Below are 24,039 nucleotides of genomic sequence, written 5' to 3' on the forward strand. Positions count from 1 at the left end.
CCGGCCGCCCCCGCGCCGATTACGGCGACGTCGAAGGCCTGCCGCCCCGCCCCGCTCACTTAGTCTTCTTCGCGTATGCAGTCGACGTAGTAACGCGGCTGCGTGTCGGGCCCGATGTCTTCGGCCAGGCCGTGCACATAGGTTTCAAAACCCGGGAACCGTGCGTTGAACTCGCGCACGAACTGCAGGTAATGCACGATGCGCGTATTGAAGCGCTCGCCCGGGATGAGCAGCGGGATGCCCGGCGGATACGGCGTAAGCAGAACGCCCGTGACGCGGCCTTCGAGCTCGTCGATGGAAACCCGCTCGACTTCGCGGTGCGCCATCTTGGCATAGGCATCCGAGGGCTTCAGGGCCGGCACCATGTCGGAAAGATACATTTCGGTGGTCAGCCGCGCCACGTCGTGGGCGCGATAGGCTTCGTGGATCTGCTGGCACAGGTCGCGCAGGCCCATTCTTTCGTAGCGCGGATGCTCTTTGCAGAAGTCGGGCAGTATGCGCCACATCGGGTGGTTGCGGTCGTAGTCGTCCTTGAACTGCTGCAGGGCGGTCAGCAGCGTGTTCCAGCGGCCCTTGGTGATGCCGATGGTGAACATGATGAAGAACGAATACAGGCCCGTCTTTTCAATGACAACGCCGTGCTCGGCCAGATACTTGGACACCAGGGCGGCGGGAATGCCTGTTTCGGCGAACGTGCCCGAGATGTCGAGCCCGGGCGTAACCACCGTGGCCTTGATGGGGTCGAGCATGTTGAAGCCCGGTGCCAGCGAGCCGAAGCCGTGCCATTCGTCGTCGGCCTCGAGCATCCAGTCGTCGCGATGGCCTATGCCTTCGCTTGCCAGGCGCTTGGGCCCCCAGACCTTGAACCACCAGTCGTTCTTGCCGAACTCGGATTCGACCTTGCGCATGGCACGGCGGAAATCCAGGGCCTCGCTGATGCTTTCCTCGACCAGCGCCGTGCCGCCGGGCGGCTCCATCATGGCCGCCGCCACGTCACAGGACGCAATAATGGCGTATTGCGGCGAGGTGGACGTATGCATGAGGAAAGCTTCGTTGAACACGTTGCGATCGAGCTTGCGGGTCTCGGAGTCTTGCACCGTGATCTGCGAAGCCTGCGACAAACCCGCCAGCAGCTTGTGCGTGGAATGCGTGGCAAAGATCATGGCGTCCTTGCTGCGCGGCCGGTTCTTGCCGATGGCATGCATGTCTTTGTAGTACTCGTGGAAGGCCGCGTGCGGTATCCAAGCTTCGTCGAAGTGCAGCGTGTCGATCTCGGAGCCCAGCTTCTCTTTGATCATTTCCACGTTGTAGCTGACACCGTCATAGGTGCTTTGCGTAATGGTAAGAATGCGCGGCTTCTTGTTCTTGATCTTGCTGGCGAAAGGATGCGCCTCGATCTTGGCGCGGATGCTCTCGGGCTCGAACTCTGAAAGCGGGATCGGGCCGATGATGCCCAGGTGGTTGCGCGTGGGGCGCAGAAACACCGGGATGGCGCCGGTCATGGTGATGGCGTGCAGAATGGACTTGTGGCAGTTGCGGTCGACCACCACCACGTCGTCCATGGCCACGTTGGCGTGCCACACGATCTTGTTCGAGGTAGACGTGCCGTTGGTCACGAAAAAGCAGTGGTCGGCATTGAAGATGCGCGCGGCATTGAGTTCTGATTCGGCCACCGGCCCGGTGTGGTCCAGCAGCTGGCCCAGCTCGTCCACGGCATTGCACACGTCGGCGCGCAGCATGTTCTCGCCGAAGAACTGATGGAACATCTGGCCCACGGGGCTCTTCAAAAAGGCCACGCCGCCCGAGTGCCCCGGGCAGTGCCACGAGTACGAACCGTCGGAAGCGTACTTGACCAGCTCGCGAAAGAACGGCGGCGCCAGGCTGTCGAGGTAGGCGCGCGCCTCGCGGATGATGTGGCGGGCCACGAATTCGGGCGTGTCCTCGAACATATGGATGAAGCCGTGCAACTCGCGCAGGATGTCGTTGGGAATGTGCTGCGAGGTACGGGTTTCGCCATACAGGTAGATGGGAATGTCTTCGTTGCGAAAGCGCAGCTCGCCGATGAAGGAACGCAGGTTCTTGATGGCATTGGCCACGTCCTCGGGCGAATCGACGTCGAACTCTTCATCGTCGATCGACAGGATGAAGGCGCTGGCGCGGCTCTGCTGCTGAGCGAACGAGCTCAGGTCGCCATAGCTGGTAACGCCCAGCACCTCGACGCCCTCGGCCTCGATGGCCGACGCCAGGGCGCGGATGCCAAGACCCGAGGCGTTCTCGGAGCGATAGTCTTCATCGATGATGACGATGGGAAAACGGAATTTCATGCCATGGACTCCCTGCTAGGGCCTGTTGATGCAATGTGCGCTACGTGCGGGGCAAGGTGACGCCTTGCTGGCCCTGATACTTGCCGCCACGGTCGCGATACGAAGTTTCGCAAACTTCGTCGCCTTCGAAGAACAACATCTGGGCGCAGCCTTCGCCCGCATAGATTTTCGCGGGCAAAGGGGTGGTATTTGAAAACTCGAGCGTAACGTGGCCTTCCCATTCGGGCTCGAGCGGCGTGACGTTGACGATGATGCCGCAGCGCGCATAGGTGCTTTTGCCCAGGCAGATCGTCAGCACGCTGCGGGGAATGCGAAAGTACTCGACCGTTCGCGCCAGCGCAAAAGAGTTGGGCGGAATAATGCACACATCGCCCACGAAGTCGACAAAGGACTTTTCATCGAAGGCCTTGGGGTCGACGATGGTGGAATTGATGTTGGTAAAGATCTTGAACTCGTTGGCGCAGCGCACGTCGTAGCCGTAGCTGCTTGTGCCATAGCTGACAATGCGCGAACCGTCGGCCGCCTGGCGCACCTGGCCCGGCTCGAAAGGCTCGATCATGCCCTGCTTTTGCGCACTCTCTCGAATCCAGCGATCACTTTTTATGCTCATTGCCCATTCCCTTATGACGTGGGCGCCTATTTTATCCCTTCGCCATGGCTGGCGGGCGTCTGTGGGTGGAAAACCGCTAATCGCGGAAAATAGTCCGATAGATCAAGGCAATACCGTTCACGGTGCCCACGCTCAGCTGCGCCGACAGCCGTCGCGCGATCTGATAGCTCAGGCGGCCCACCGTGCCGGTATCGGACAGCGCCTGCTCGATGCTGGCCGTCATGCCGTCGGTAATGCGCCGGCTTGCCACGATGAACTGGTTCTCGATGTTGCTGGTGCCGGAGTCCAGCCCCCGCACCACGCTCTCGACCGGCAAGATGCTGCCGGTGCTGCCCAGTTCGCCCGATCGCATGGTGAGCTCATCGATGCCGAACTTGCGATAGAACGGTTCGTCGCCGCTTAGGAAAGAGGTGCCCACCGAGAACAGCAGTGCCGCGTCGCCGCCGGAATCATCCGGACCATGGCCCAGCAGCAGCCACGACAGCTTCTGCACGTCGCTGACTTCCGGGTAGGAAACCAGATCGATGCGCGGCCTCTTGGCCGTGCCAGCAACTCGCACGCCCGCCTCGACCGCGAGGCCGGTGCGCAGCGCTTCGATATTGAGCACCGGGTTGGCGATGTCGCCCTGGAAGGTGATGGTGCCGCGCCGCAGTTGCAGGTGTTGTCCATAGATATCGATGGCCCCGCCCCGGGTGCGCAACGCCCCCTCGGCGGTAAGCTTGCCCTCGTGCATCAGCAGGCGCATCTGTCCCACCAGGCCCGAGTTGACGCCAAAGCCCGTGATATAGAAGCGCGGCCCCAGGTCGATGGACAGATCCAGCTCGATGTCCATGGGCGTACTGGCCTTGGGCTTGACGCCCGAACGCACCACCACCACGTCGCTGTCCACCGTGGGAACGCTGCTGAGCATGTCCAGGTCGATCCAGCCCGCATCGGCGGTGATCTCGCCCGACAGCGAAAACCGCGGCAGGGGCGCATCGACGCGCAGCTTGCCGCTTACCATGGCGTATCGGTCGGAACGCTGCAAGAGCGGGTAGCGGAACAGGTCTATGTCTATCTCGCCCACCGACTCACTCAGGTTCCAGCTGCCGCTCAGGGTAAGGCTGCCGTCCTGGGCGTCCGGGTTGGTGGATACCCATTCCGCCGTACGCCACTCGTCGGGCGTCACGCGCAGACGGGCGGGAAAGCGCAGGCTTTCCAGAATGAAGCGGTCGCCTTCCAGGCGGGCCGAAAGTTCGCCATCGAGCAGGCGCACGCCGTCGTCGATGCGCACGACGCGGATCTCGCGTCCCGTTACGCTGCCCTCGGTCGTCCAGGTGCCGTCCGCCCGGGCGTTGCCGCTCACGTCGGCATGCAGGATGCCGCCTATGTCCATGGCGTCGCCCGTGAAAAACGCCAGCCAGCTCAGGTCGTTGATATCGGCAAGCAGATTGAAGGTGCGCGGCGTCGCATCCAGGACAAAACCTCCGCCGGGCGGGCTGCGCAGCACGGCGCCGGCCGTGGCCCTGACCTGGCCCATTTTCTCGGTGGCGACGTTGAGTTCGGCCGCAAGCCGGCTGCTGGCGGACCCGCCATTGGGCGTGGCGGTAAGGTGCAGGTCGAGGTTGCGCAAGCCCAGCGGGAACTCGGGCTCGGCCGGAACGATGAAGTCGCCGGACAGGCGGCGCACATCGACCGAGCCGGCCAGCGCGCCGGCGAAGCTCAGGTTCCAGTCCGCATTGAAAACCAGTTCGACCGAAGAGAACTTGTCGTCCTCGGCGACGATGATGCGGCCTCTGTCCTGGGCGGCGTCGCCGGTGGGAATCAGGGCCTCGAACTCTTTGACGATGTCGCGCGAGATCACGAGCTTGTCGATGCTTCCCTGGGTTTCCCAGCGCCCGCCGCCCACGTTGGAACGCCCATGCTGCACCACCGCCTCGCTGCCCGAAGGCAGCTTGATGCCCAGCGAAGTGGCGCCGATCCGCCACTGCCAGTCGGGCGCCTGCGCCTGCGGCGCAAACACCAGATCGAGCGGAGACCGCATATCGAACCCCAAGCCCGCGTGCGTGGCGTTCAACGCGGTAATACGGCCCCGCCAGCCTTCCTGCTGCCCGCCCTGCTGCAAGGGGCCCCACTGGCCCTGCAGGGCGAAGTGGGCTTCGACCGGCGCACTGCCCACCTTGTTCGCTTCAGATTCTTCGGGCGTGTAGGTGGCCCGCAGGTCGGCAGCATGCTGTTGCAGGGTGCCGCCGATCCAGCCTTGTGCTTGCGCGCCTCCGGGCAGCCCCGGCCACAGGTCCGCCAGCGCAGCCACGGCAAGGTCCAGGTTCAGGCGGCTGCCGGGCGTGCCCAGCGATCCCTGGCCGGCCAGCTTGTGCCGGCCCACGCTCAGATCCATGTCGAACTCGGGCAGTTGCAGGTTTTGCCACAGTGTTCCAGCAGCCAGTTCCTGCTTGCGCTGGCTGGCCGATGCCACATTGACCACCGTGGCGCGGATGCCGCCGGAAAGCTCTTGCTCGTTCCAGCGCGAAGCAGGGTCCACCCGCAGGTTCAGGCTGGCCGACAAGGGCTCTCGATGTTCCAGCAGTTGCGCGTCGAAGTCCAGCTTGGCGGTAAGCGAGCCGGGTGGGACCGCATCGCCCGCCAGCAACAGAAAATTGAGCTTGTCCGCGGTAAACGACCCCACGACGTGGTCTTGCGTGACGCCGTCCTGCTCGGCCAGGCTCCAGGCGACCTCGCCCGTGAACGACGAGCCGTCGGCCAGCCTCAGGGCCAGGTCGCCGCGCTTCAGGGGAAATCCGGCACGAGGCGTCAGCTCGGCGTGCGAGTCGAGATTCAGGTCCTGGCCCTCGCCTTTCAGGTCCAGGGCCAGTTCGTCGAGGCTGCCGCGGGCATTGATCTCGAGATCCAGTGCGCAGGCGGAACTGATGCCCGCCAGGTCGGTAAGCGGATTGGGGCTGATCGTGTCGTCCGATTCCTTCCCGTTCGAACCATCGCCCTCGCCATCGGGGCTGCCGCGCCGCGCTTCCCCTGCTTCGGGCTCCGACAGCCCCACCGTGGGCACCGCCATGGGCAGGTCGGGCATGAAGTGGCGCAGGCACAAGGGCGAATTGGGCTGCTCGCTATGGGCGCGGGTTTCGATATGCAGCGCCAGCGGCCAGGGGTCGGCAAGCTCGAGCAGGCGGAAGTCGCCCTTGATGTCGGCCTCGATGCCGTCGCGACCCAGGTTGAGGTTCTGGAAGACCAGTTGGGCGTCGCTTTCGGTCAGGGCCAGCGAAGCCTGCAGGTCTCGAACGTCGAGCAGCAGAGGCTCGCCGTCGAGCTTGACGTCCAGCTCGCCCAGGTAGAAGCGATCGAGCGCAATGCGGAAGGGGATCGCCGGCATGGAAAAAGGCTCGGTCCTGGGCTGCTTCTCGGCGTCGCTGAGCACGTCGATGTCCAGCAGGCCGACGGACAGGTTGGTGGCGCGCAGGCGCCGGTCGAGCAGTTCGCGCCATTCGACGCGCAGTTCGAAATCCTTGATGTGTATGTCGGCCGCGGGCACGCGCAGGTTCAGCTCCCCGACTTTCAGGCCGCGCCATATCGAACCCTCGACGCCCTTGATCCGGCCGTCCATCTGCTGCGCGGCCGTGCTCAGCGCCCAGCGGGTGCCGGGCTCGGAGCCCACCGTCCAGGCCAGAAAGCCGCAGAGCACGACCAGCAGCAGGACCAGGGCCGGGCCCAGCCATACCAGCATCCAGCGCAAGAGCCCCCTCAAAACGCGATCCCCAGGGAGAAGTGCAGGCGCAGCCTGCGATCGCGCTGGCCATAGGCCAGGTCGATGCCGAACGGCCCCGCCGGCGTGCGCACGCGCGCGCCCACGCCGTAGCCGAAGGCCAGGTCCATGTCGCCGAACGACTCGCTGGCGTCGCCGAAGTCGACAAAGACGGCCATGCCGATGGTCTGCGTGAAGTATCGGATGTACTCGACGCTGGCGACCGCCAGGGCCGGCGCCCCGATGATGGCGTCGCCGCGCGGCAGGCCTATGCTCTGGAACTTATAGCCGCGTATGGTGCGCGCGCCCCCGGTACGGTAGCCGAAGTCTTCCGGCAGGCGGGATGTTTTCGACCACACCTTGCCGACCTCGCCCCGCACCGTCAGGACGTCGTGCTTGCCCATCGGCCACCATTGCTGCAGCCTGAGGCTGGCGCGGTGGAAGGGCTCGCCCTTGTCCAGCGTAATGCCCGTGCCCAGGCCCAGGTCGACCAGATTGCCCTCGCGCGGATCGTATTTGTCGTTGACGTCGCGACGCAGCCACTGCCAGGTGGCCACCAGCGACGGCACCTCGTAGCTTTCCGCCCCCTCGATCTTGGTCTTGTCATAGGCGGCGATCAGACCCCACCTGGTTTCGAACTCGACCCGGCTGTCGCCGGCCGCCCTGCGCTGCTGCACCCGCTTCCAGCCCAGGCCATAGCGGGTAGTGTCCAGGCCCTCGATGTCGGAATGGTTGAACAGCACGCCCACGCTGTCCTGGTAACCGCGCTCGGTGGGGGGCAGGTGCACATCGAAGAAGGCCCGCTGTCGGTGCCTGTCGACCCCGAAGCCGGTTTCGATCCAGACCGGCTGGCCAAAAACCACGTTCTGCCGGTAAAGGGTCTCGACCCTCAGCCCGTTGTCGCTGTCCACGCCCAGCGACCCCGACAGCCGCCGTGCGGGCGCCTCGGTAACACGCACGGCCAGCGGCATTTCCACCTCGCCGTCGGGCCGGGTGTAGCGATGCTCGGGGTTATCGTCGAGCATCACGAACGCCCCCCGGAAGAACGAAGTGGAATCCAGCGCCTGCTGCCATTCATCGAGCAGGTCCTGGTCGTAGGGGTCGCCCGGGGTGTATCTGATATAGCGGTCGATGAGCTTGCGCGGTACGCGCTCGAGCCCGTTGACCGTGATTTCGCCCATGCGCACGCGCGGGCCGCTATCGATCGCGACATGCAGATCGGCCTGCGCCTCGTCGGCCTGTATGGTTGCCTGCGAAGCCGTGACGCGGGCCAGGTAGAAATCCTTGCGGCTGACGCTGTCGATGAGCTCGGTCTTGGCGTCGTGCCATTCGTCGTTTATAAAAGGCATGCCCTTGGTAAGAGGCCATGCGTTTTCCAGCGCGTCGACCCGGTCGGCGAATTCCGGCGTGGCTATCTGGCCGGCAAAAGCCAGGTCGACGCTGTTGACCACGGAGCGCGGGCCCGGATCAATAGTGATGTCCCAGGTTTCGCCCGCCACGTCGGAGCCCACCTCGAGATCGACCACGGCCGAAAAAAAGCCCTGTGTCTCGAGCGCCGAAAGCGTGGCGTCGCGCGCGCGGCGGCGCAGGCGCGACACTTCGCCGCCGTCCTGGTCTTCGGCCAGGCGGGTAATGGCATCGACCGCGCCCATGATGGACTGCAGGGCCTCGGGGGGAACGCCCCCCGGGTCGACCGTGACCTCGGGTCTGGCCGCCAGCGCCTGCTGGGCCAGGCCAAACATGAGAACAGTGGACGCAATCGCCAGGCGCTTCAAGATGCGGCTTGCCTAGTGTCGGGCCACGACTGTGGGCATCTTGGCCGAGAAGTCGCGCGGCAGGGCCGCCACCTGAAGAGCCACCTTGTGCGCAATGTCGTGATACAGGCTGGCCACTTTCCCTTGGGGGTCGGCCACCACGGTAGGCTTGCCCGAGTCGGTCTGCAGGCGGATATCCATGGCCAGGGGCAAGGCGCCCAGCCAGGGCAGGTGGTATTCGGCCGCCATGTCGCGCCCCCCGTGTTCGCCGAATATGGGTTCGGCATGGCCGCAGTTGGAGCACACGTGCACCGACATGTTCTCGACGATGCCCAGCACCGGGACGTCGACCTTCTGGAACATGCGCAGGCCCTTGCGGGCGTCGGCCAGCGCCAGATCTTGTGGCGTAGTGACAATGACGGCGCCGGTAAGGGGCACCTTTTGGGAGAGCGTAAGCGCGATGTCGCCGGTGCCCGGCGGCATGTCGATGATGAGGTAGTCAAGGTCGCGCCAGTTGGTCTGTCGCAGCAGTTGCTCGAGCGCCTGGCTGACCATGGGGCCGCGCCATATGGCCGGCGCATCTTGGTCGATGAGAAAGCCGATGGAATTGGCCTGCAGGCCATGGCCTTCAAGAGGCTCCATGGATTTGTTGTCGAGGCTTTTGGGCTTGCCCGAAACGCCCAGCATGATGGGCACGCTGGGGCCATAGATGTCGGCATCCAGCAGGCCCACCTTTGCACCCTGGGCGCTGAGCGCAAGGGCCAGGTTGACCGAGGTGGTGCTTTTGCCGACCCCTCCCTTGCCCGACGCGACGGCGATGATGTTGCGCACAGTGGACAGCGGCTTGAGGCCGGGCTGCACCGCGTGCGTCTGGATATGCGTGGTGAACTGCAGCGAGCTCAAGGTGACCCCCAGCGCGGCCAGAGCGGTTTCAAGCTGTTTCCGCAATTCGGCCTGGTCATTGTATAAAGGATAATCAAGCGCTACAGTAAGATCTAGATTGCTTCCGTTCAGTTGAACCGTGCTGTTCTTGATGGTCGCCGGGCCCAATTTGCGTTTGGTCGCCGGATCGACGACTTCGGCCAGTGCGGCACTGACTCGCTCAGAAGTGGGACTCATTTTCATGCCTTGTAAAAAATAACTCTCGACTCAAGCCTCAAGAATAGCGGATCGGGGAATTATTTTCTGCCTTGGCTGTCTATCCAGCAATATGAATACACTCACACAAATTCTCCGCGGCGTATTGTTTCTCATCCTCGCCATTTGCGGCATGGCCATGGCATTCGTATTCATGGTGTCTACCGCCATTGCGATCGGCGTCCTGTACATTGTGGCCCGCGTCAAGGGCCGTCCCTTCGGCGTGCGCGCCTACTGGGACGAACGCCGCCAGCCCCGTAGCCGGCCCTCGGCATTCCGCAAGGAAGACGTCGTCGACGTCAAGATGCGCGAAATTCCATAAGCAGCCCTGGGCGCGGCGCCCAAAGCCCCGGCGATTCATTACAATAGAACGGCCCTGGCGCGTCCCCGCGCGCCAGGGCCGTTCTATTGTGCATTCTGCCGGCCCGGCCGGAAGCCCTCCTTACCCTTTTTTACGCATTGTTCATGTCGCGCACGATATTTGTCACCACTGCCCTGCCCTACGCCAATGGCTCCTTCCACATCGGCCACATCATGGAATACATCCAGGCCGACATCTGGGTAAGAACCATGCGAATGGCCGGCCATACCGTGCATTTCGTAGGCGCCGACGATGCCCACGGCGCCCCCATCATGCTCAAGGCCGAAAGCGAGGGCATCACGCCGCAAAAGCTGGTGGCGCGCTACGCCGCCGAACGTCCGCGCTACCTTGACGGCTTCCAGGTCAAGTTCGACCACTGGCACTCGACCGATTCGCCCGAAAACGTCGCGCTGTCGCACGACATCTACAAAAGCCTGAAATCGGCCGGCTTCATCAGCTCTCGCGAGGTCGAGCAGTTCTACGACCCGGTCAAGGGCATGTTCCTGCCCGACCGCTACATCAAGGGCGAATGCCCGGTCTGCCATACTAAAGACCAGTACGGCGACGCCTGCGAAGCCTGTGGCGCCGTCTATGCAGCCACCGAGCTCATCGAACCCTATTCCACGCTCACCAAGGCCCGGCCGGTGCTCAAGTCGTCCGAGCACTTCTTCTTCAAGCTGTCCGACCCCCGCTGCGTCGAGTTCCTGCAAGAATGGACAGCCGGCGACAACCGCCGCGGCAAAAAACGCCTGCAGGCCGAAGTGCTGGCCAAGACCCGCGAGTGGCTGGGCACCGGCAAGGAAGACAGCGAAGCCAATCTGGCCGACTGGGACATCTCGCGCGATGCGCCCTACTTCGGCATCGAGATTCCCGACGCGCCGGGCAAGTACTTCTACGTCTGGCTCGACGCGCCGGTGGGCTACCTGGCCTCGCTCAAGGCCTACTGCGACAAGCAGGGGCTTGATTTCGACGCCCTGCTCGACCCCGCCGGCGATACCGAGCAAGTGCACTTCATCGGCAAGGACATCGTGTATTTCCACGCCCTGTTCTGGCCCGCCATGCTGAAGTTCTCGGGCCGCAAAACGCCCGACGGCCTTCATGTGCACGGCTTCATCACGCTTAGCGGCGAAAAAATGTCCAAGAGCCGGGGCACGGGCATCTCGCCCCTGCGCTACCTCGAGCTCGGCATGGATCCTGAATGGATGCGCTACTACATCGCAGCCAAGCTCAATTCCCATGTCGAAGACGTGGATTTCAACCCCGACGACTTCGTCGCCCGCGTCAACAGCGACCTGGTCGGCAAATACGTCAACATCGCCAGCCGCGCCGCCAACTTCATCAGCAAGTATTTCGACGGCCAGCTGGGCTATGTGGGCGACTCAACGCCGCTGTCCAGCGACATCGCCGCCGTGGCGGCCGAGGTGCAGGGCGACTTCGAGGCGCGCGAATACGGCCGCGCCATCCGGCGCCTGATGGCCTACGCCGATACGGTCAACCAGGCCTTCGACGCGGCCCAGCCCTGGGTGCTGACCAAGGGCCTTACGCCCGACGACGAGCGCCGCGCTGCCCTGCAAGACATCTGCTCTCGTGCGCTGGCCGGCTTCAAGGCCCTTTCGGTCATGCTTGCGCCCGTGCTGCCGGCGCTTACCGCCCGGGTGGCCCAAGAGCTTTTCGGCGATGCCGCCCCCTACGGCTGGCACGACGCCGCCCAGTTGCCCAAGCGCATCGCAAAATTCAAGCACCTGATGCAGCGCGTTGAACCGGCCATGCTGGACGCGCTGTTCGAGCCGCCCGCGGCGGCCGTGCCCACGCCGGGCGGCGAAGCCATCGCCGAAGTCATCGACATCAAGGATTTCGCCAAGGTCGACCTGCGCATTGCCCGCATCGTGGCCTGCGAAGCGGTCGAAGGCTCCGACAAGCTGCTGCGCCTTACGCTCGACGTGGGCGAAGGCCGCCATCGCCAGGTGTTTTCGGGCATCAAGGCAGCCTATGCGCCCGAAGACCTTACCGGCAAATTGACCGTGCTGGTGGCCAACCTGGCGCCGCGCAAGATGCGTTTCGGCGTCTCCGAAGGCATGGTGCTTGCCGCCAGCCACGCCGACGAAAAATCGCATCCCGGCATCCACATCCTCGAACCCTGGCCTGGCGCAGAGCCGGGCATGCGCATCTCGTAATGCAGAACGGGCTCGATCCCGTACGCTACCGGGCGGGGCGCACCACCACCCTGGTCAGCGTGGCCGTCAACCTGGTGCTCACCATCATCCAGGTAATCGTCGGCCTGCTGGCGCATTCCCAGGCCCTGGTGGCCGACGCCATCCACACCCTTTCCGACCTGCTGGCCGATGGCGTGGTGCTGGTGGCCAATGCCCAAAGCGGCAAAGCGCCCGACGCCGAGCACCAGTACGGCCACCTGCGCTTTGAAACCGCCGCGTCCATGATCCTGGGTGTCCTGCTTTTGGCCGTGGGCATCGGCATGCTGTGGAAAGCCTTCGGCAATCTGCAGGATCCGGGCAGCATGCCCCCTGTGCACTATGCCGCCCTGGTCGTCGCCCTGCTGGCCATCGCCTGCAAAGAATCGCTGTTTCGCTACATGCTCAAAGTGGGCGAACGCTTCCGCTCGACCATGCTCATCGCCAACGCCTGGCATGCGCGCTCGGACGCCGCCTCTTCCCTCGTCGTGGCGCTGGGCATCGTGGCCAGCCTGGCCGGCTTCCCAATGGCCGACCCATTGGCCGCGCTGGTGGTGGGCCTGATGATCGCCCGCATGGGCTGGAAATTCTTCTCTACCTCGTTTGCCGACCTGATGGATCGCGCCGTCGACACCGAAACCGAAACCCGCATCCGTGGTCACCTGCTGGCCACGCCCGGCGTGCTGGGCATCCACGACCTCAAGACCCGCAAGCTGGGCGACATGATCTGGGTGGAAGTGGACATCGAGATGGACGGCAGCCTGTCCATCGCCGAAGGACACGAAATCGCCGTGCAGGCACGCGCCCGCGTCATGGAGAACGAGCACGTGCTCGACGTGATGACGCATTTCGATCCGGTCGACCCCGACGAGGCGCGGTTTCGGCAGTAGCGCCGCCCGCGCTTTCCGTGCATCCCACGCGCCCGGGTCTACAATCAAGCCATCGTGCCGGCGCAATGCCGACCCGCCGCAATACGGAGGAACCATGGCTTTTGATTTCAAACTGAAAGATCCGAACCTCGTCCAGCAGCAATGCCATATAGACGGCCAATGGGTCGACGCGGACAACGGCAAGCACATCGAGGTGCGCGACCCCGCCAGCGGCGAAGTCGTGGGCTGCGTGCCCAGGGCGGGCGCGGCCGAGACCCAGCGCGCCATCGACGCCGCCGAGCGCGCCCTGCCCGCCTGGCGCGCCCGCACGGCCGCCGACCGGGCACGCGTGCTGCGCCGCTGGTACGAACTGCTGATGCAGAACCAGGAAGACCTGGCCCGCCTGATGACCCTGGAGCAAGGCAAGCCCCTGGCCGAATCGCGCGGCGAAATCGCCTACGCCGCATCCTTCATCGAATGGTTCGCCGAAGAAGGCAAGCGGGCCTATGGCGAGATCATTCCCTCGCCATTTTCCGACAAAAGGCTGCTCGTGCTGAAGCAGCCCATCGGCGTGTGCGCCGCCATCACGCCCTGGAACTTCCCCTCGGCCATGATCACCCGCAAGGCGGGCCCCGCTCTGGCCGCGGGCTGCACCATGGTGCTCAAGCCGGCCGGCGCCACGCCGCTCTCGGCGCTGGCCCTGGCCGAACTGGCTGCTCGGGCCGGTATCCCGGCAGGCGTGTTCAACGTGGTCACCGGCGACTCCGGCCCCATAGGCGAAACGCTTACCCGCAGCCCCGTCGTACGCAAGCTTTCCTTCACCGGCTCAACCGAAATCGGCCGCCAGTTGATGGCGCAAAGCGCCCCCACGCTCAAGAAGCTGTCGCTCGAGCTGGGCGGCAATGCGCCCTTCATCGTCTTCGATGACGCCGACGTCGATGCGGCCGTGGCGGGCGCCGTTGCGTCCAAGTACCGCAACACCGGCCAGACCTGCGTCTGCACCAATCGCTTCCTGGTGCAAAGCGGCATCTACGATTCATTCGCCGACAAGCTTGCCGCCGCCAGCCAGGCGCTCAAGGTGGGTTCGGGCCTGGACGAAGGCGTGGTGCAGGGCCCGCTCATCAATCAAGCCGCCCTTGAGAAAGTCGAGGAACTGGTCGCCGACGCCACGAACAAGGGCGCCAAGGTGCTGGCCGGCGGCCAACGCCATGAACTGGGCGGGCTCTGGTACCAGCCCACCGTGCTCACCGGCATAGAGCCCGGCATGGACCTGACCCGGCAGGAAATCTTCGGGCCGGTCTCGGCGCTGATGCGCTTCGACACTGAAGAAGAAGCCATCGCACATGCCAACGACACCGAATTCGGCCTGGCCTCTTACTTATACAGCCGCGACATGGCCCGCATCTGGCGGGTTTCCGAGGCGCTGGAGTATGGCATGGTGGGGATCAACACCGGCCTGATCTCGACCGAAGTGGCGCCCTTCGGCGGCGTCAAGCAGTCGGGCCTGGGCCGTGAAGGCTCGCGCCATGGGCTGGAAGACTATATGGAATTGAAGTATCTGGCGCTGGGCGGCGTGTAGCGGCTTGCCCAGCCCGACCGGCCGCGAGCCAGGCACGCCAGCGCACCTCCAATGCTGGGCCCAGCCTCACGGTTCGGGCCTTTGCTCCAGCAGCCAGTCCCGCACCATGCCGGTGGGCTCGCGGCGGCGCGGATTGCGCGGCACGACCACATGAAAGTCGGCCATGCCGCGCAGCGTGCCCGGTAGGGCCGGAACCAAACGCGACGATCGTAGTTCGGGCTCGACCAGGAAACGGCTGACGAGCGCAATGCCCTGGCCTGCCACGGCCGCGTCGATGGCCAGGCTGGTCTGGTTGAAGCGCAGCTTCCTGGCACCGGCCGGCACCCCGGCATTCTGGGTTTCTTTCAGAAAGCGCGGCCACAGGTCGTGGGCGTCCTGCAGCAGCACCCGCCCGCCCACTTCGGCAAGGCGAAGCGACGACCTGCCCTTGGGCAACAGCGCCGGGCTGCACACCGCGACAAGCTCTTGCGTGAACAGCAAGTCGGACTCCAGGTCGGGCCCGAAGGGCGGATTTCCCTGGCGCACCGCAATGTCGACGTCATCACCACGAAAATCCGAGACCTTCTCGCTGGCCAGGATACGCAGGTCGACGAAAGGATGCGCCTCGACGAATTCAGGCAGGCGGGGAATGAGCCACTTTGAAGCAAAGGTGGGCGTGACGCTGATCGTCAGCCGCTCGGGCGCCGGGCGCAAGGCCTGGGTCGCATCGGCCAGCAGTTCGAAGGCCCTGCGGACGTCCGGCGCATAGGCCCGGCCTTGGTCCGTAAGCGCCAGGCGGCGCGGCAGGCGCTCGAACAGCTTGACCCCCAGATAGGCCTCGAGCCCCCGCACCTGCTGGGCCACCGCCGCCTGGGTAACGCTGAGCTCTTCGGCCGCCAGCCGGAAATTCAGATGCCTTGCCGCCGCCTCGAAGGCGCGCAATCCATTCAGCGGCGGCAGGCGTGCGTTGCCGGATGCCATGAAGATCCTTTCCTTTGTCCTGAGCTGCTTATCGATAGATTTTCTATTGAATCAAGCAAAATATTATCACTCGAATATATATGCCTTATCTCCTATCATAGCTTTATTGAAGGCCGACGAGCCATTGTCGGCCCCGACCGGGAGATTTCGCATGTCAGTAGAAAAAGTAGCCCTTATCACCGCCGGCGGTTCCGGCATGGGCGCCGCCGCCGCGCGGCGCCTTGCTCAGGACGGATTCCGCGTGGGCATACTTTCATCCTCGGGCAAAGGCGAAGCCCTGGCCAAAGAACTAGGCGGCATCGGCATTACCGGCTCCAACCAGTCCAACGACGACATCAAGGCGCTTGTCGACGCCGCCCTCGAGAAATGGGGCCGCATCGACGTGCTGGTGAACAGCGCCGGCCACGGCCCGCGCGCGCCCATACTTGACCTGAGCGACGAAGACTGGCACAAGGGCATGGAGGTGTATTTCCTGAACGCCGTGCGCCCCGCGCGCCTGGTCGCGCCCACCATGGTCAAGCAAAAGTCGGGCGTCATCATCAATATCTCCACCTTCGCCGCCTTCGAGCCCGACCCTGCCTTTCCCACTTCCGGCGTGTTCCGCGCCGGCCTGGCCGCCTTCACCAAGCTGTTCGCCGACCAGTACGCCGCCGACAACGTGCGCATGAACAATGTGCTGCCCGGCTTCTTCGACAGCCTGCCCGAAAAAGCCGAATCCCGCGCCCGCATTCCCCTGGGCCGCTACGGCAAGGTCGAGGAAATGGCCGCCACCATCGCCTTCCTGGCCTCTGAAGGCGGCGCCTACATTACCGGGCAGAACATCCGGGTCGACGGCGGCATTACCCGGTCGGTGTAACGCCCGCCGCCGCACAGAACACGGGCCACTGCGCAGGCCGCGTCCGGTCCCCTTTCCGGCGCGCGGCCTGCGGCCCGTGTCCTTTGATCGGGCATAATGGCCGTTTGCCGACCGGAGCAAAACATGACCCAACGCGTACTCATCACCGCCGGCGCGGGCGGTATCGGGCTGGCCACCGCCCAGGCCTTCGTTGAGCGCGGCGCCCGCGTGCATATCATGGATATCGACGCGGAAGGCCTGCGCCGGGCCACGGCGGACAACCCGTCCCTCACCGCGACCGAAGGCGATGTCGCCAAGCCCGACGACCTGGACAGGCTGTTCGGCGATGTGCGCAAGCAACTCGGCGGCCTGGACGTGCTGGTGAACAACGCCGGCATCGCCGGCGCCACGGCTTCCGTCGCCGAGTATCCGCTCGAAGCCTGGAGCGCCGTCGTCGGCGTCAACCTGACCGGAACCTTCATGGTCACGCAGCGGGCCATCCCTTTGCTGCAAGAGTCCGCCGCGGGCTCCATCATCGTCATGTCCTCGCTGGCGGGCCGCTTCGGCTATCCCAATCGCATCGCCTACTCCACTACCAAATGGGGCCTGGTCGGCTTCACCAAGACCCTGGCCATGGAGCTGGGCCCGCTGGGCATCACCGCCAACTCGATCCACCCCGGCGCTGTCGAAGGCCCCCGACTGCAATCCGTACTTGAAGGCCGTGCCAAATCGTCCGGCCGCAGCATTCAGGATGAAGCCGAATCAGCCATGGCCAACCAGTCGATCAAGAAGTTCACAAGCCCGGCAGACATCGCGGCGCTGACGGTCTTCCTGGCTGGGCCGCATGCACGGACGATCTCGGGACAGCTGTTTCCCATTGATGGAGATTCAAAGTCCACGGTGTGACGAACATCCGGCACGCCGGAGAGAGCCCATGACCCGAATCAACTGCGTGCCCGTGCAAGAACTGAGCGGGCCTCACCTCGTTGCCGAGTATCGCGAATTACCCAGGGTGTTCGCACTGGCCCGTAAAGCCGCAGCACGAGGGCCATTCGCACAGCCCGTCGCCTATACGCTCGGTAAAGGCCATCTGCTGTTTTTCTATACCCGGCTTGCTTATCTGGCCAGGCGGCACACAGACCTGATCGGGGAAATGAAGCGCCGGGGCTACAAACCTTCGTTCCAGGGAATCGAGCGCCGTCAATTCCCCGATATACCGGACGACTTCTGGAAGGATTGGGAACCGTCAAAAGAGGCGCTGGATTTGAATCGGCGGCGCATCGCCGAACGGACAGAAACGGCGGCTGAGCCGTTGCCGTGACAGGGGTACGGGCGCAGCTTGAATGCATTGCGCGAAATCGCCTGCAATTGCATGGCGCGCCCGTGCCGGCCTTGGTCTTTTCGCTTATTCCGTAGGCTCTACGCCGCGATGGCCTGGGCGAGTTTCTGGATGGAGAGCGGCGCGCAGCCTTCGGCATCGTTGCTGATGGTCACGTAGGCCGGCTGGCCGGCGCCCGTGATGCCGCGGATGGTGCGCGCAAGCACGGTGCATGTGTGCGGATCTTCGCTGAGGAGGGCATTGAATGGATAGTGCTTCTTCTGCGCATCGGCGTAGCCATAGGCGCCGAAGAGGCGATTCAGGTTCCATCGGCATACCAGCGGACCCGGCCATAGCGCGCGCAGCATGGGCAATTGCGCCTCGATCGGCGGCATCTTGCCATGCAAGCCCAGGCAGAAGGTGGCGCCATGCGCCTTGAGCGTATCGACCAGCGCCTGGCTAAGTAGTTCGGGATCCCGGACTTCCACGGCGACGATTACCGAGGCATGCCCGGACAAGGCTTGCCGGACGGCAGCCAGCATATGGCCCAGCTTGTTTAGCAGCGACGCGGGGTGGCTGAGCAAGCCCCAGGGCAGCGGACTCAGTTGAAACACGAGCACGCCGAGCTTGGCGCCCAAGCCCTCGAGCGCCGGTTGCACAAAATGTTCGATGGCCAGATTCGGATCGAGAAAGCCCGGATTGGGTTCGCGCGCCTTGCCTTCGTCGCCGCGCAGCTGGGCGTCGGTGACGCTGGCCGGGCATTTGACGACGAAACGGAAGCCGTCGTCGACCTGGCCCGCATAAGCGGCATATTGACTTGTCGTCAGCGGACGCCAGAAGCTGCGGTCCACACAAACCGTGCGCAGCAGCGGGTGCCGATGGTAGGCCTCCAGGCCGTGCTTCGACAGCGTGCTGGAATCGTACTCGCCGTCCCATACCAGGTTTTCCCAGCCTGGGTAAGACCAGGTAGAGACGCCAAAGCGCAATTGGGCTGGAAGCTTCTGAGCCAGCTCGTTCCAGGCCTGCCCCGCGGGGGCGGGACGCACTTTGGCCGTGCCTCGGCGGGCAGAGGGGGACGGATTCGCACGAGATGCTGTGCCGGCCGGAGGCTGGGCATCTTCAAAAAGATCGACTTGCCTGCTTGTCATGCCGGCCGTGAGGGCGATTGACCCGACGCGAGCGGCGCCGCCAGGCCGGGCATGAAGCGCCAGGCAATCAACCAGCCCAGCACCTGCACCACGATCAGCGTGGCCACGGTGCCGTGCCAGCCCCCCAGCGTATAGGCGATGCCGCCGACCCATGCGCCCGCGAAGCCGCCGCAGTAGTACGCCCCATAGTACAGGCCGCTGGCCAGGGACCGGCCACTGGTGACCCGATGGGCGATGAAGCTCATCGTGGCGGACTGCGTCACGAACACACCGCAGGCCGCCACGGCCAGCGCCAGCACGATCATCCAGGCGGGCGTCGCCAGCGTGCCCAGCACGCCCACCGCCGACACGATCACGGCCGCCAGCACCGTACGGCGCGAACCAATGCGCGGGATCAGTTGCCCCGCCAGCGGCGTAATCACCACCCCCAGCAGATAGACGCTGAAGATATTGGCGAGATGGCCTGAATTGAAATGATAGGGCTCCGCCGCCAGGCGCAGGTTGATGAAGGTAAACAGCCCGACCAACGCAAACAGCACCGTGAAGCCCAGCGAGCAGGCCACCTGCAGGGCCGGATTGCGTACCAGCCGGCCCAGGGTCGCCAGGTTGTCGGCAACCCGCGTATTGGCCACGAAGTGACGCGAGGGCGGCAGGCCGCGCCACACCAACCAGGCGCCCACCAGGTTGATCACCGCCATCACGCCAAAGGCCGTGCGCCAGGACATGAACTCGGCCAGGTGCCCCATCAGGAAGCGGCCCATGAACCCGCCCAGCACAGAGCCCGTGACATATCCGGTGATCAGCCGCACCATCGCGGCGCCGCGGAATTCTTCTCCGACATAGGCGATGGCCACCACCGACACGCCCGGCACGGCCAGGCCCTGCAGGAACCGCAGCACGAGCAAGCCGTGCACCGTCTGCACTTGCGTCATCAATGCGGTGGGTATGGCCAGCGCGAACACCGACAGAACAATCAGCCATTTGCGCCCCAAGGCGTCGGACAGCATGCCGATGAAGGGCGAGATCAGCGCCACCGCCAGCACCGTCATCCCCACGGCGTTGCCGATCTCGACCACGGAGGCGTTCAGGTCGCGCTGCAATTCGGGCAGGATCGACTGCACCGAATACACCTGGATGAAGGCAAACACGCCCAATATCGCCACTGTCAGCAGCAGGGGCACGCTCAAGCGATAAAAACCGTCGGAATCAGGAGAGGAAGAAGACATAAGTGCAGATCACCGCACGGCATGCGGCGATCTGTGAAGAAGGTGCCACCTGGCATTGCATGTAGAGCGATTCTGGAGCGGGCGATGGGAATCGAACCCACGACGAAAGCTTGGGAAGCTTTAGTTTTACCATTAAACTACGCCCGCTCGGGCCGGCGTGGCCATGCTGAATCGACCAGGCCCGGCTGCCGAAGCCCCGGGCTTTGCGAACAAGGCCACACGAAGAAAAAGATTGTATGCCTGTTTCATAGAGGCACGCAAACGACACGGCGGGCATGAGTCACGCCCTTCAAAAACCCGCCTCATGGACCAGGCTGCCGTGCCGGTCCGGAATCCCGGCGGTGCTGCCGAACATCAAGCTCCACGATCCGTTCGCTCTGGTGCGCCATTGCACTGCGATAGTGCATTGATCGTTGCGCCTGGACGCCATCGCATCGCCTCGCGCCATTGATGCGTCCTTCCGTGCTTCCCCTTGCTCCGCAATTTTCCCTGGGGCCGATCAAAATTGGCACGCCTATTGCGTAGCAACTGATGCAGGGCCGAATTTTTCGCGGCCATTCTTCATCCGGAAAAAAGGGCGAACACCATGTACCAGGACACCATCGAGGGCTTCATCGCCGCGGGCAACAAGAAACAGGCTCAATTGCGCCAGACGCCGCAGGCCTTCTTCATTGCCTGCATGATGGCCGGCGCTTATATCGGCGTGGCGATTCTGCTTATTTTCACGCTGGGCGCGCAGGCGCCCGATGAGTTTCGCAAGCTGATCATGGGCGGAGCCTTTGGCCTGGCGCTGATCCTGGTGGTGATCGCCGGGGCGGAGCTCTTCACCGGCCACACCATGATCATGTCACTGCGACGCTATGCGGGCCACGGCACTTGGGGCGAGACGGCCGGCCTGCTGGCAAGCAGCTGGCTGGGCAATCTGCTGGGCGCCGCGGTTCTGGTGGGCCTCTTCGTGATGGCCGGCGGCGGCGGACTGCTGTCGGACGAGCATGGCCTGGTCATGACGGCAGCCGCCGCAAAGATGAACACCGGCGCGGGCACCCTGTTCGCGCGCGCTGTCCTGTGCAACTGGCTGGTGTGCCTGGCGCTCTGGATGTCGGCGCGGGTCGCTTCGGAAAGCGCCAAGTGCATCGTCATTGCCTGGTGCCTGCTTGCCTTCATCGCCTGCGGCTTCGAACACTGCGTGGCCAACATGACGCTGCTGCTGATGGCCCTGGCCGGCAATCATCCTGAAACCGTGACCGTGGCGGGCCTGGCATGGAACCTGGGCTGGGTGACGCTGGGCAACATCGTGGGCGGCGCCGTCTTTGTCGGCGGGGCCTACTGGTCGGCCAGCGCGGGCGCCCGCAAGACGATCCAGGCCCAGCCTTCGGACGCCGCACCGGCCTCACCCGCATCCCGTTCTTGAGCACCAGACAGCAAGGAAGCATTTCAATGACATCCAACGAGCGTTCCGACAAAGCCGAACCCAACGCACCCCGCCTGATCGTCATCGGCAACGGCATGGTGGGCCAGCGCCTGCTCGAAGAGCTGACCCGCCAGGGTTCGCCCTACGACATCACGGTGTTCTGCGAAGAGCCCTGCCCCGCCTACGACCGGATCCAGCTGAGCCAATGCTTTGGCGACACGCCCGACATCGCCCTGGCCAAGGAAGAGTTCTTTCGCGAACACGGCATCACGCTGCTGCTGGACAAAGCGGCGATGGGCATAGACCGGGTCAGCCGCTGCGTGTATACGGCCGACGGCCAGGCGTATCCTTACGACAAACTCGTGCTGGCCACCGGCGCGGTGCCCTATATTCCGCCCACCGAGGGCTACGGCCAGCCCCACTGCCTGCCCTACCGCACATTGCGCGACGTCGACCTCATCAAGCAAAGCGGCCGGGACAGCCGCAGCGGCGTCGTCATCGGCGGCGGCCTGCTGGGCCTGGAGGCCGCCGGCGCCCTGCTCAAGCTGAAGCTGGAAACGCATATCGTCGAATACTCGTCCCACCTGATGGCCATGCAGCTGGACAAGGCGGGCGGGCAGTTGCTGCGCGAGAAGATCGAGGCCATGGGCATCCAGGTTCATACCTCCCGCAAGACCCAGGCCATCGAAACCGGCGCAGAGCGGCGCTATCGCCTGCGCTTTTCCGACGGCGATTTCCTGGAAACCGACATGGTGGTGTTCTCGGCCGGCATCCGGCCGGCGGACAACCTGGCCAATGTGTGCGGACTGTCGATCGGCGAGCGGGGCGGCGTGGCCATCAACGGCCATTGCCAAAGCTCCGACCCCAACATCTATGCCATTGGCGACGTCGCCAGCTGGGCCAATGCCACCTTCGGCCTGGTGGCCCCGGGCTACGACATGGCGCGGGCCTGCGCCGCGCATCTGCTGGGGCGGACGGAGCCCGTGTTCAATGGCGCCAGCCCCTCCACCAAGCTGAAGCTGCTGGGCGTGGAAGTGGGCTCGATCGGCGATGCGCACGGCAAGACGGCCGACAGCATCAGCTGCGTGGTCGACGACACGCTATCGGGCGAGTATCGCAAGCTCATCGTGGACAAGACGGGCAAGCGCCTGCTGGGCGCGGTGCTGGTGGGCAATACCTCGAGCTTCGGCATGCTGGACCAATATTTCAGCAACCAGCTTCCCCTGCCGCCGCAGCCGGCCGCCCTGATCGCCCCGGCCGCAAGCGCCGACACCTTGATAGGTGCGGACGCCCTGCCCGACGGCGCCCAGATCTGTTCGTGCAACAACGTGAGCAAGGGCGAGCTGTGCGGCGCCATCGCATCGGGCTGCGCCAAGCTGGAAGACCTGAAGGCCCGGACTCGCGCCGGCACGAGCTGCGGCGGCTGCGTGCCCCTGGTCAAGCAGGTGCTAGACGCCGAGTTCAAGCGCCTTGGGCTGGAAGTGGACAAGAGCCTGTGCGAGCACTTCGCCCACAGCCGCCAGGAGCTCTACCATCTGGTGCGGGTCAATGGCATACGCGACTTCAAGACCTTGATCGAGCGCCATGGAAAAGGCAAGGGCTGCGACATCTGCAAGCCCGTGGCGGCGTCCATCCTGGCTTCGTGCTGGAACGACTATGTGCTGTCCCAATCCAATGCCCCGCTGCAGGACAGCAACGACGCCTTCCTGGCCAATCTGCAGAAGGACGGCACCTATTCGGTGGTGCCGCGCATTCCCGGCGGCGAGATCACACCCGAAAAGCTCATCGTCATTGGCGAGGTCGCGCGCAAATATTCGCTGTACACCAAGATTACCGGCGGCCAGCGCATCGACCTGTTCGGCGCGCGTGTGGAACAGCTGCCCTCCATCTGGAAGGAACTGGTGGACGCCGGGTTCGAATCGGGCCATGCCTACGGCAAGGCGCTGCGCACGGCCAAGTCTTGCGTGGGCAGCACCTGGTGCCGCTTCGGCGTGCAGGATTCGGTCGGCATGGCCATCCGTCTCGAAGAGCGCTACCGGGGGCTGCGCGCGCCGCATAAGCTGAAGATGGCGGTGTCGGGCTGCACACGCGAATGCGCCGAGGCGCAAAGCAAGGACGTGGGCGTGATCGCCACCGAGAAGGGCTGGAACCTGTATGTGTGCGGCAATGGCGGCATGCGTCCGCGCCATGCCGAACTGCTGGCCTGCGACCTGGACGATGCAGCGCTGATCAAGGCCATAGACCGCTTCCTGATGTTCTACATCCGCACCGCCGACCGCCTGCAGCGCACCGCCACCTGGCGCGAGGGCCTGGAAGGCGGGCTCGGCTACCTCAAGCAGGTGGTGCTTGCCGACAGCCTGGGCATAGGCGATGAACTCGAGGCCCAGATGCAGGCCCTGGTGAACGCCTACGAATGCGAATGGGCGCGCACCTTGAAGGACGAGAAGGCCCTGCGCCGCTTCCGGTCGATCGTCAACGACAACACGCCGGACGAACATATAGTCCACGTCATGGAGCGCGGCCAGCCCCGCCCCGCACGCCCCGAAGAACGCGTCGCCCTGGCGGCCGATGCCGTCGAAACTTGA

The 24,039-nt window shown here is 64.4% G+C and carries 17 protein-coding genes and 1 tRNA gene; 9 read left to right on the plus strand and 9 right to left on the minus strand.

Annotated elements, in window-relative coordinates; all coding sequences use genetic code 11:
- Window positions 1-59: 59 nt before the first annotated feature.
- From C7440_RS07645 to apbC, 5 genes are all read right to left on the minus strand, one after another.
- Complete coding sequence (locus tag C7440_RS07645; protein WP_017523909.1) at window positions 60-2,324, minus strand: arginine/lysine/ornithine decarboxylase; 2,265 nt, start codon at window positions 2,322-2,324, stop codon at window positions 60-62.
- A gap of 40 nt (window positions 2,325-2,364) precedes the next feature.
- Entirely contained in the window at window positions 2,365-2,934 is a 570-nt protein-coding gene (dcd, locus tag C7440_RS07650) for a dCTP deaminase (protein WP_017523908.1), read from the minus strand.
- A gap of 76 nt (window positions 2,935-3,010) precedes the next feature.
- Entirely contained in the window at window positions 3,011-6,670 is a 3,660-nt protein-coding gene (locus C7440_RS07655; protein WP_243410865.1) for a translocation/assembly module TamB domain-containing protein, read from the minus strand.
- On the minus strand, window positions 6,667-8,442 hold the full coding sequence (locus tag C7440_RS07660) for an autotransporter assembly complex protein TamA (RefSeq protein WP_026067832.1): 1,776 nt from the start codon (window positions 8,440-8,442) through the stop codon (window positions 6,667-6,669). The genes C7440_RS07655 and C7440_RS07660 overlap by 4 nt, the downstream gene beginning before the upstream one ends.
- Before the next feature lie 12 nt (window positions 8,443-8,454).
- The gene (apbC, locus tag C7440_RS07665) at window positions 8,455-9,540 is read right to left on the minus strand and encodes an iron-sulfur cluster carrier protein ApbC (protein WP_017523905.1); all 1,086 of its coding nucleotides are present in this window, start codon (window positions 9,538-9,540) and stop codon (window positions 8,455-8,457) included.
- Window positions 9,541-9,631: 91 nt separating this feature from the next.
- Here apbC and C7440_RS07670 point away from each other — a divergent pair, with 91 nt between their 5' ends.
- The 4 genes from C7440_RS07670 to C7440_RS07685 all read left to right on the plus strand — a co-directional run bounded on the left by C7440_RS07670 (window position 9,632) and on the right by C7440_RS07685 (window position 14,556).
- On the plus strand, window positions 9,632-9,880 hold the full coding sequence (locus C7440_RS07670) for a hypothetical protein (protein ID WP_026067831.1): 249 nt from the start codon (window positions 9,632-9,634) through the stop codon (window positions 9,878-9,880).
- 143 nt (window positions 9,881-10,023) lie between these two features.
- Window positions 10,024-12,093: a methionine--tRNA ligase gene (gene metG / locus C7440_RS07675; RefSeq protein ID WP_116518562.1), complete on the plus strand. Its 2,070-nt coding sequence runs from the start codon at window positions 10,024-10,026 to the stop codon at window positions 12,091-12,093.
- Window positions 12,093-12,998: a cation diffusion facilitator family transporter gene (locus C7440_RS07680; protein WP_116518054.1), complete on the plus strand. Its 906-nt coding sequence runs from the start codon at window positions 12,093-12,095 to the stop codon at window positions 12,996-12,998. The genes metG and C7440_RS07680 overlap by 1 nt, the downstream gene beginning before the upstream one ends.
- A 94-nt stretch (window positions 12,999-13,092) precedes the next feature.
- On the plus strand, window positions 13,093-14,556 hold the full coding sequence (locus tag C7440_RS07685; RefSeq protein WP_116518055.1) for an NAD-dependent succinate-semialdehyde dehydrogenase: 1,464 nt from the start codon (window positions 13,093-13,095) through the stop codon (window positions 14,554-14,556).
- 66 nt (window positions 14,557-14,622) lie between these two features.
- Here C7440_RS07685 and C7440_RS07690 read toward each other — a convergent pair whose 3' ends face one another.
- Window positions 14,623-15,516: a LysR substrate-binding domain-containing protein gene (locus C7440_RS07690; protein WP_017523900.1), complete on the minus strand. Its 894-nt coding sequence runs from the start codon at window positions 15,514-15,516 to the stop codon at window positions 14,623-14,625.
- A gap of 151 nt (window positions 15,517-15,667) precedes the next feature.
- Here C7440_RS07690 and C7440_RS07695 point away from each other — a divergent pair, with 151 nt between their 5' ends.
- The 3 genes from C7440_RS07695 to C7440_RS07705 all read left to right on the plus strand — a co-directional run bounded on the left by C7440_RS07695 (window position 15,668) and on the right by C7440_RS07705 (window position 17,672).
- Entirely contained in the window at window positions 15,668-16,372 is a 705-nt protein-coding gene (locus tag C7440_RS07695; RefSeq protein WP_116518056.1) for an SDR family oxidoreductase, read from the plus strand.
- 123 nt (window positions 16,373-16,495) lie between these two features.
- Entirely contained in the window at window positions 16,496-17,257 is a 762-nt protein-coding gene (locus C7440_RS07700; RefSeq protein ID WP_116518057.1) for an SDR family oxidoreductase, read from the plus strand.
- Window positions 17,258-17,285: 28 nt separating this feature from the next.
- The gene (locus C7440_RS07705) at window positions 17,286-17,672 is read left to right on the plus strand and encodes a pyrimidine dimer DNA glycosylase/endonuclease V (protein ID WP_116518058.1); all 387 of its coding nucleotides are present in this window, start codon (window positions 17,286-17,288) and stop codon (window positions 17,670-17,672) included.
- A gap of 98 nt (window positions 17,673-17,770) precedes the next feature.
- Here C7440_RS07705 and C7440_RS07715 read toward each other — a convergent pair whose 3' ends face one another.
- The 3 genes from C7440_RS07715 to C7440_RS07725 form a co-directional block, all read right to left on the minus strand.
- Complete coding sequence (locus C7440_RS07715) at window positions 17,771-18,817, minus strand: DUF72 domain-containing protein (RefSeq protein ID WP_116518059.1); 1,047 nt, start codon at window positions 18,815-18,817, stop codon at window positions 17,771-17,773.
- Window positions 18,814-20,043: an MFS transporter gene (locus C7440_RS07720; protein WP_116518060.1), complete on the minus strand. Its 1,230-nt coding sequence runs from the start codon at window positions 20,041-20,043 to the stop codon at window positions 18,814-18,816. Before C7440_RS07720 ends, C7440_RS07715 begins: the two co-directional genes overlap by 4 nt.
- Before the next feature lie 73 nt (window positions 20,044-20,116).
- Window positions 20,117-20,190, minus strand: a tRNA-Gly gene (locus C7440_RS07725).
- A 439-nt stretch (window positions 20,191-20,629) separates the two neighbouring features.
- Between C7440_RS07725 and C7440_RS07730 the strand changes: the two genes are divergently transcribed.
- Complete coding sequence (locus tag C7440_RS07730; RefSeq protein ID WP_116518061.1) at window positions 20,630-21,454, plus strand: formate/nitrite transporter family protein; 825 nt, start codon at window positions 20,630-20,632, stop codon at window positions 21,452-21,454.
- A 26-nt stretch (window positions 21,455-21,480) separates the two neighbouring features.
- A complete protein-coding gene (nirB, locus tag C7440_RS07735; protein ID WP_116518062.1) occupies window positions 21,481-24,039 on the plus strand; it encodes a nitrite reductase large subunit NirB in 2,559 nt (852 codons plus the stop codon).

It is taken from the genome of Pusillimonas noertemannii (assembly GCF_003096595.1).
In the GTDB taxonomy this organism is placed as follows: Bacteria; Pseudomonadota; Gammaproteobacteria; order Burkholderiales; family Burkholderiaceae_B; genus Pusillimonas; species Pusillimonas noertemannii.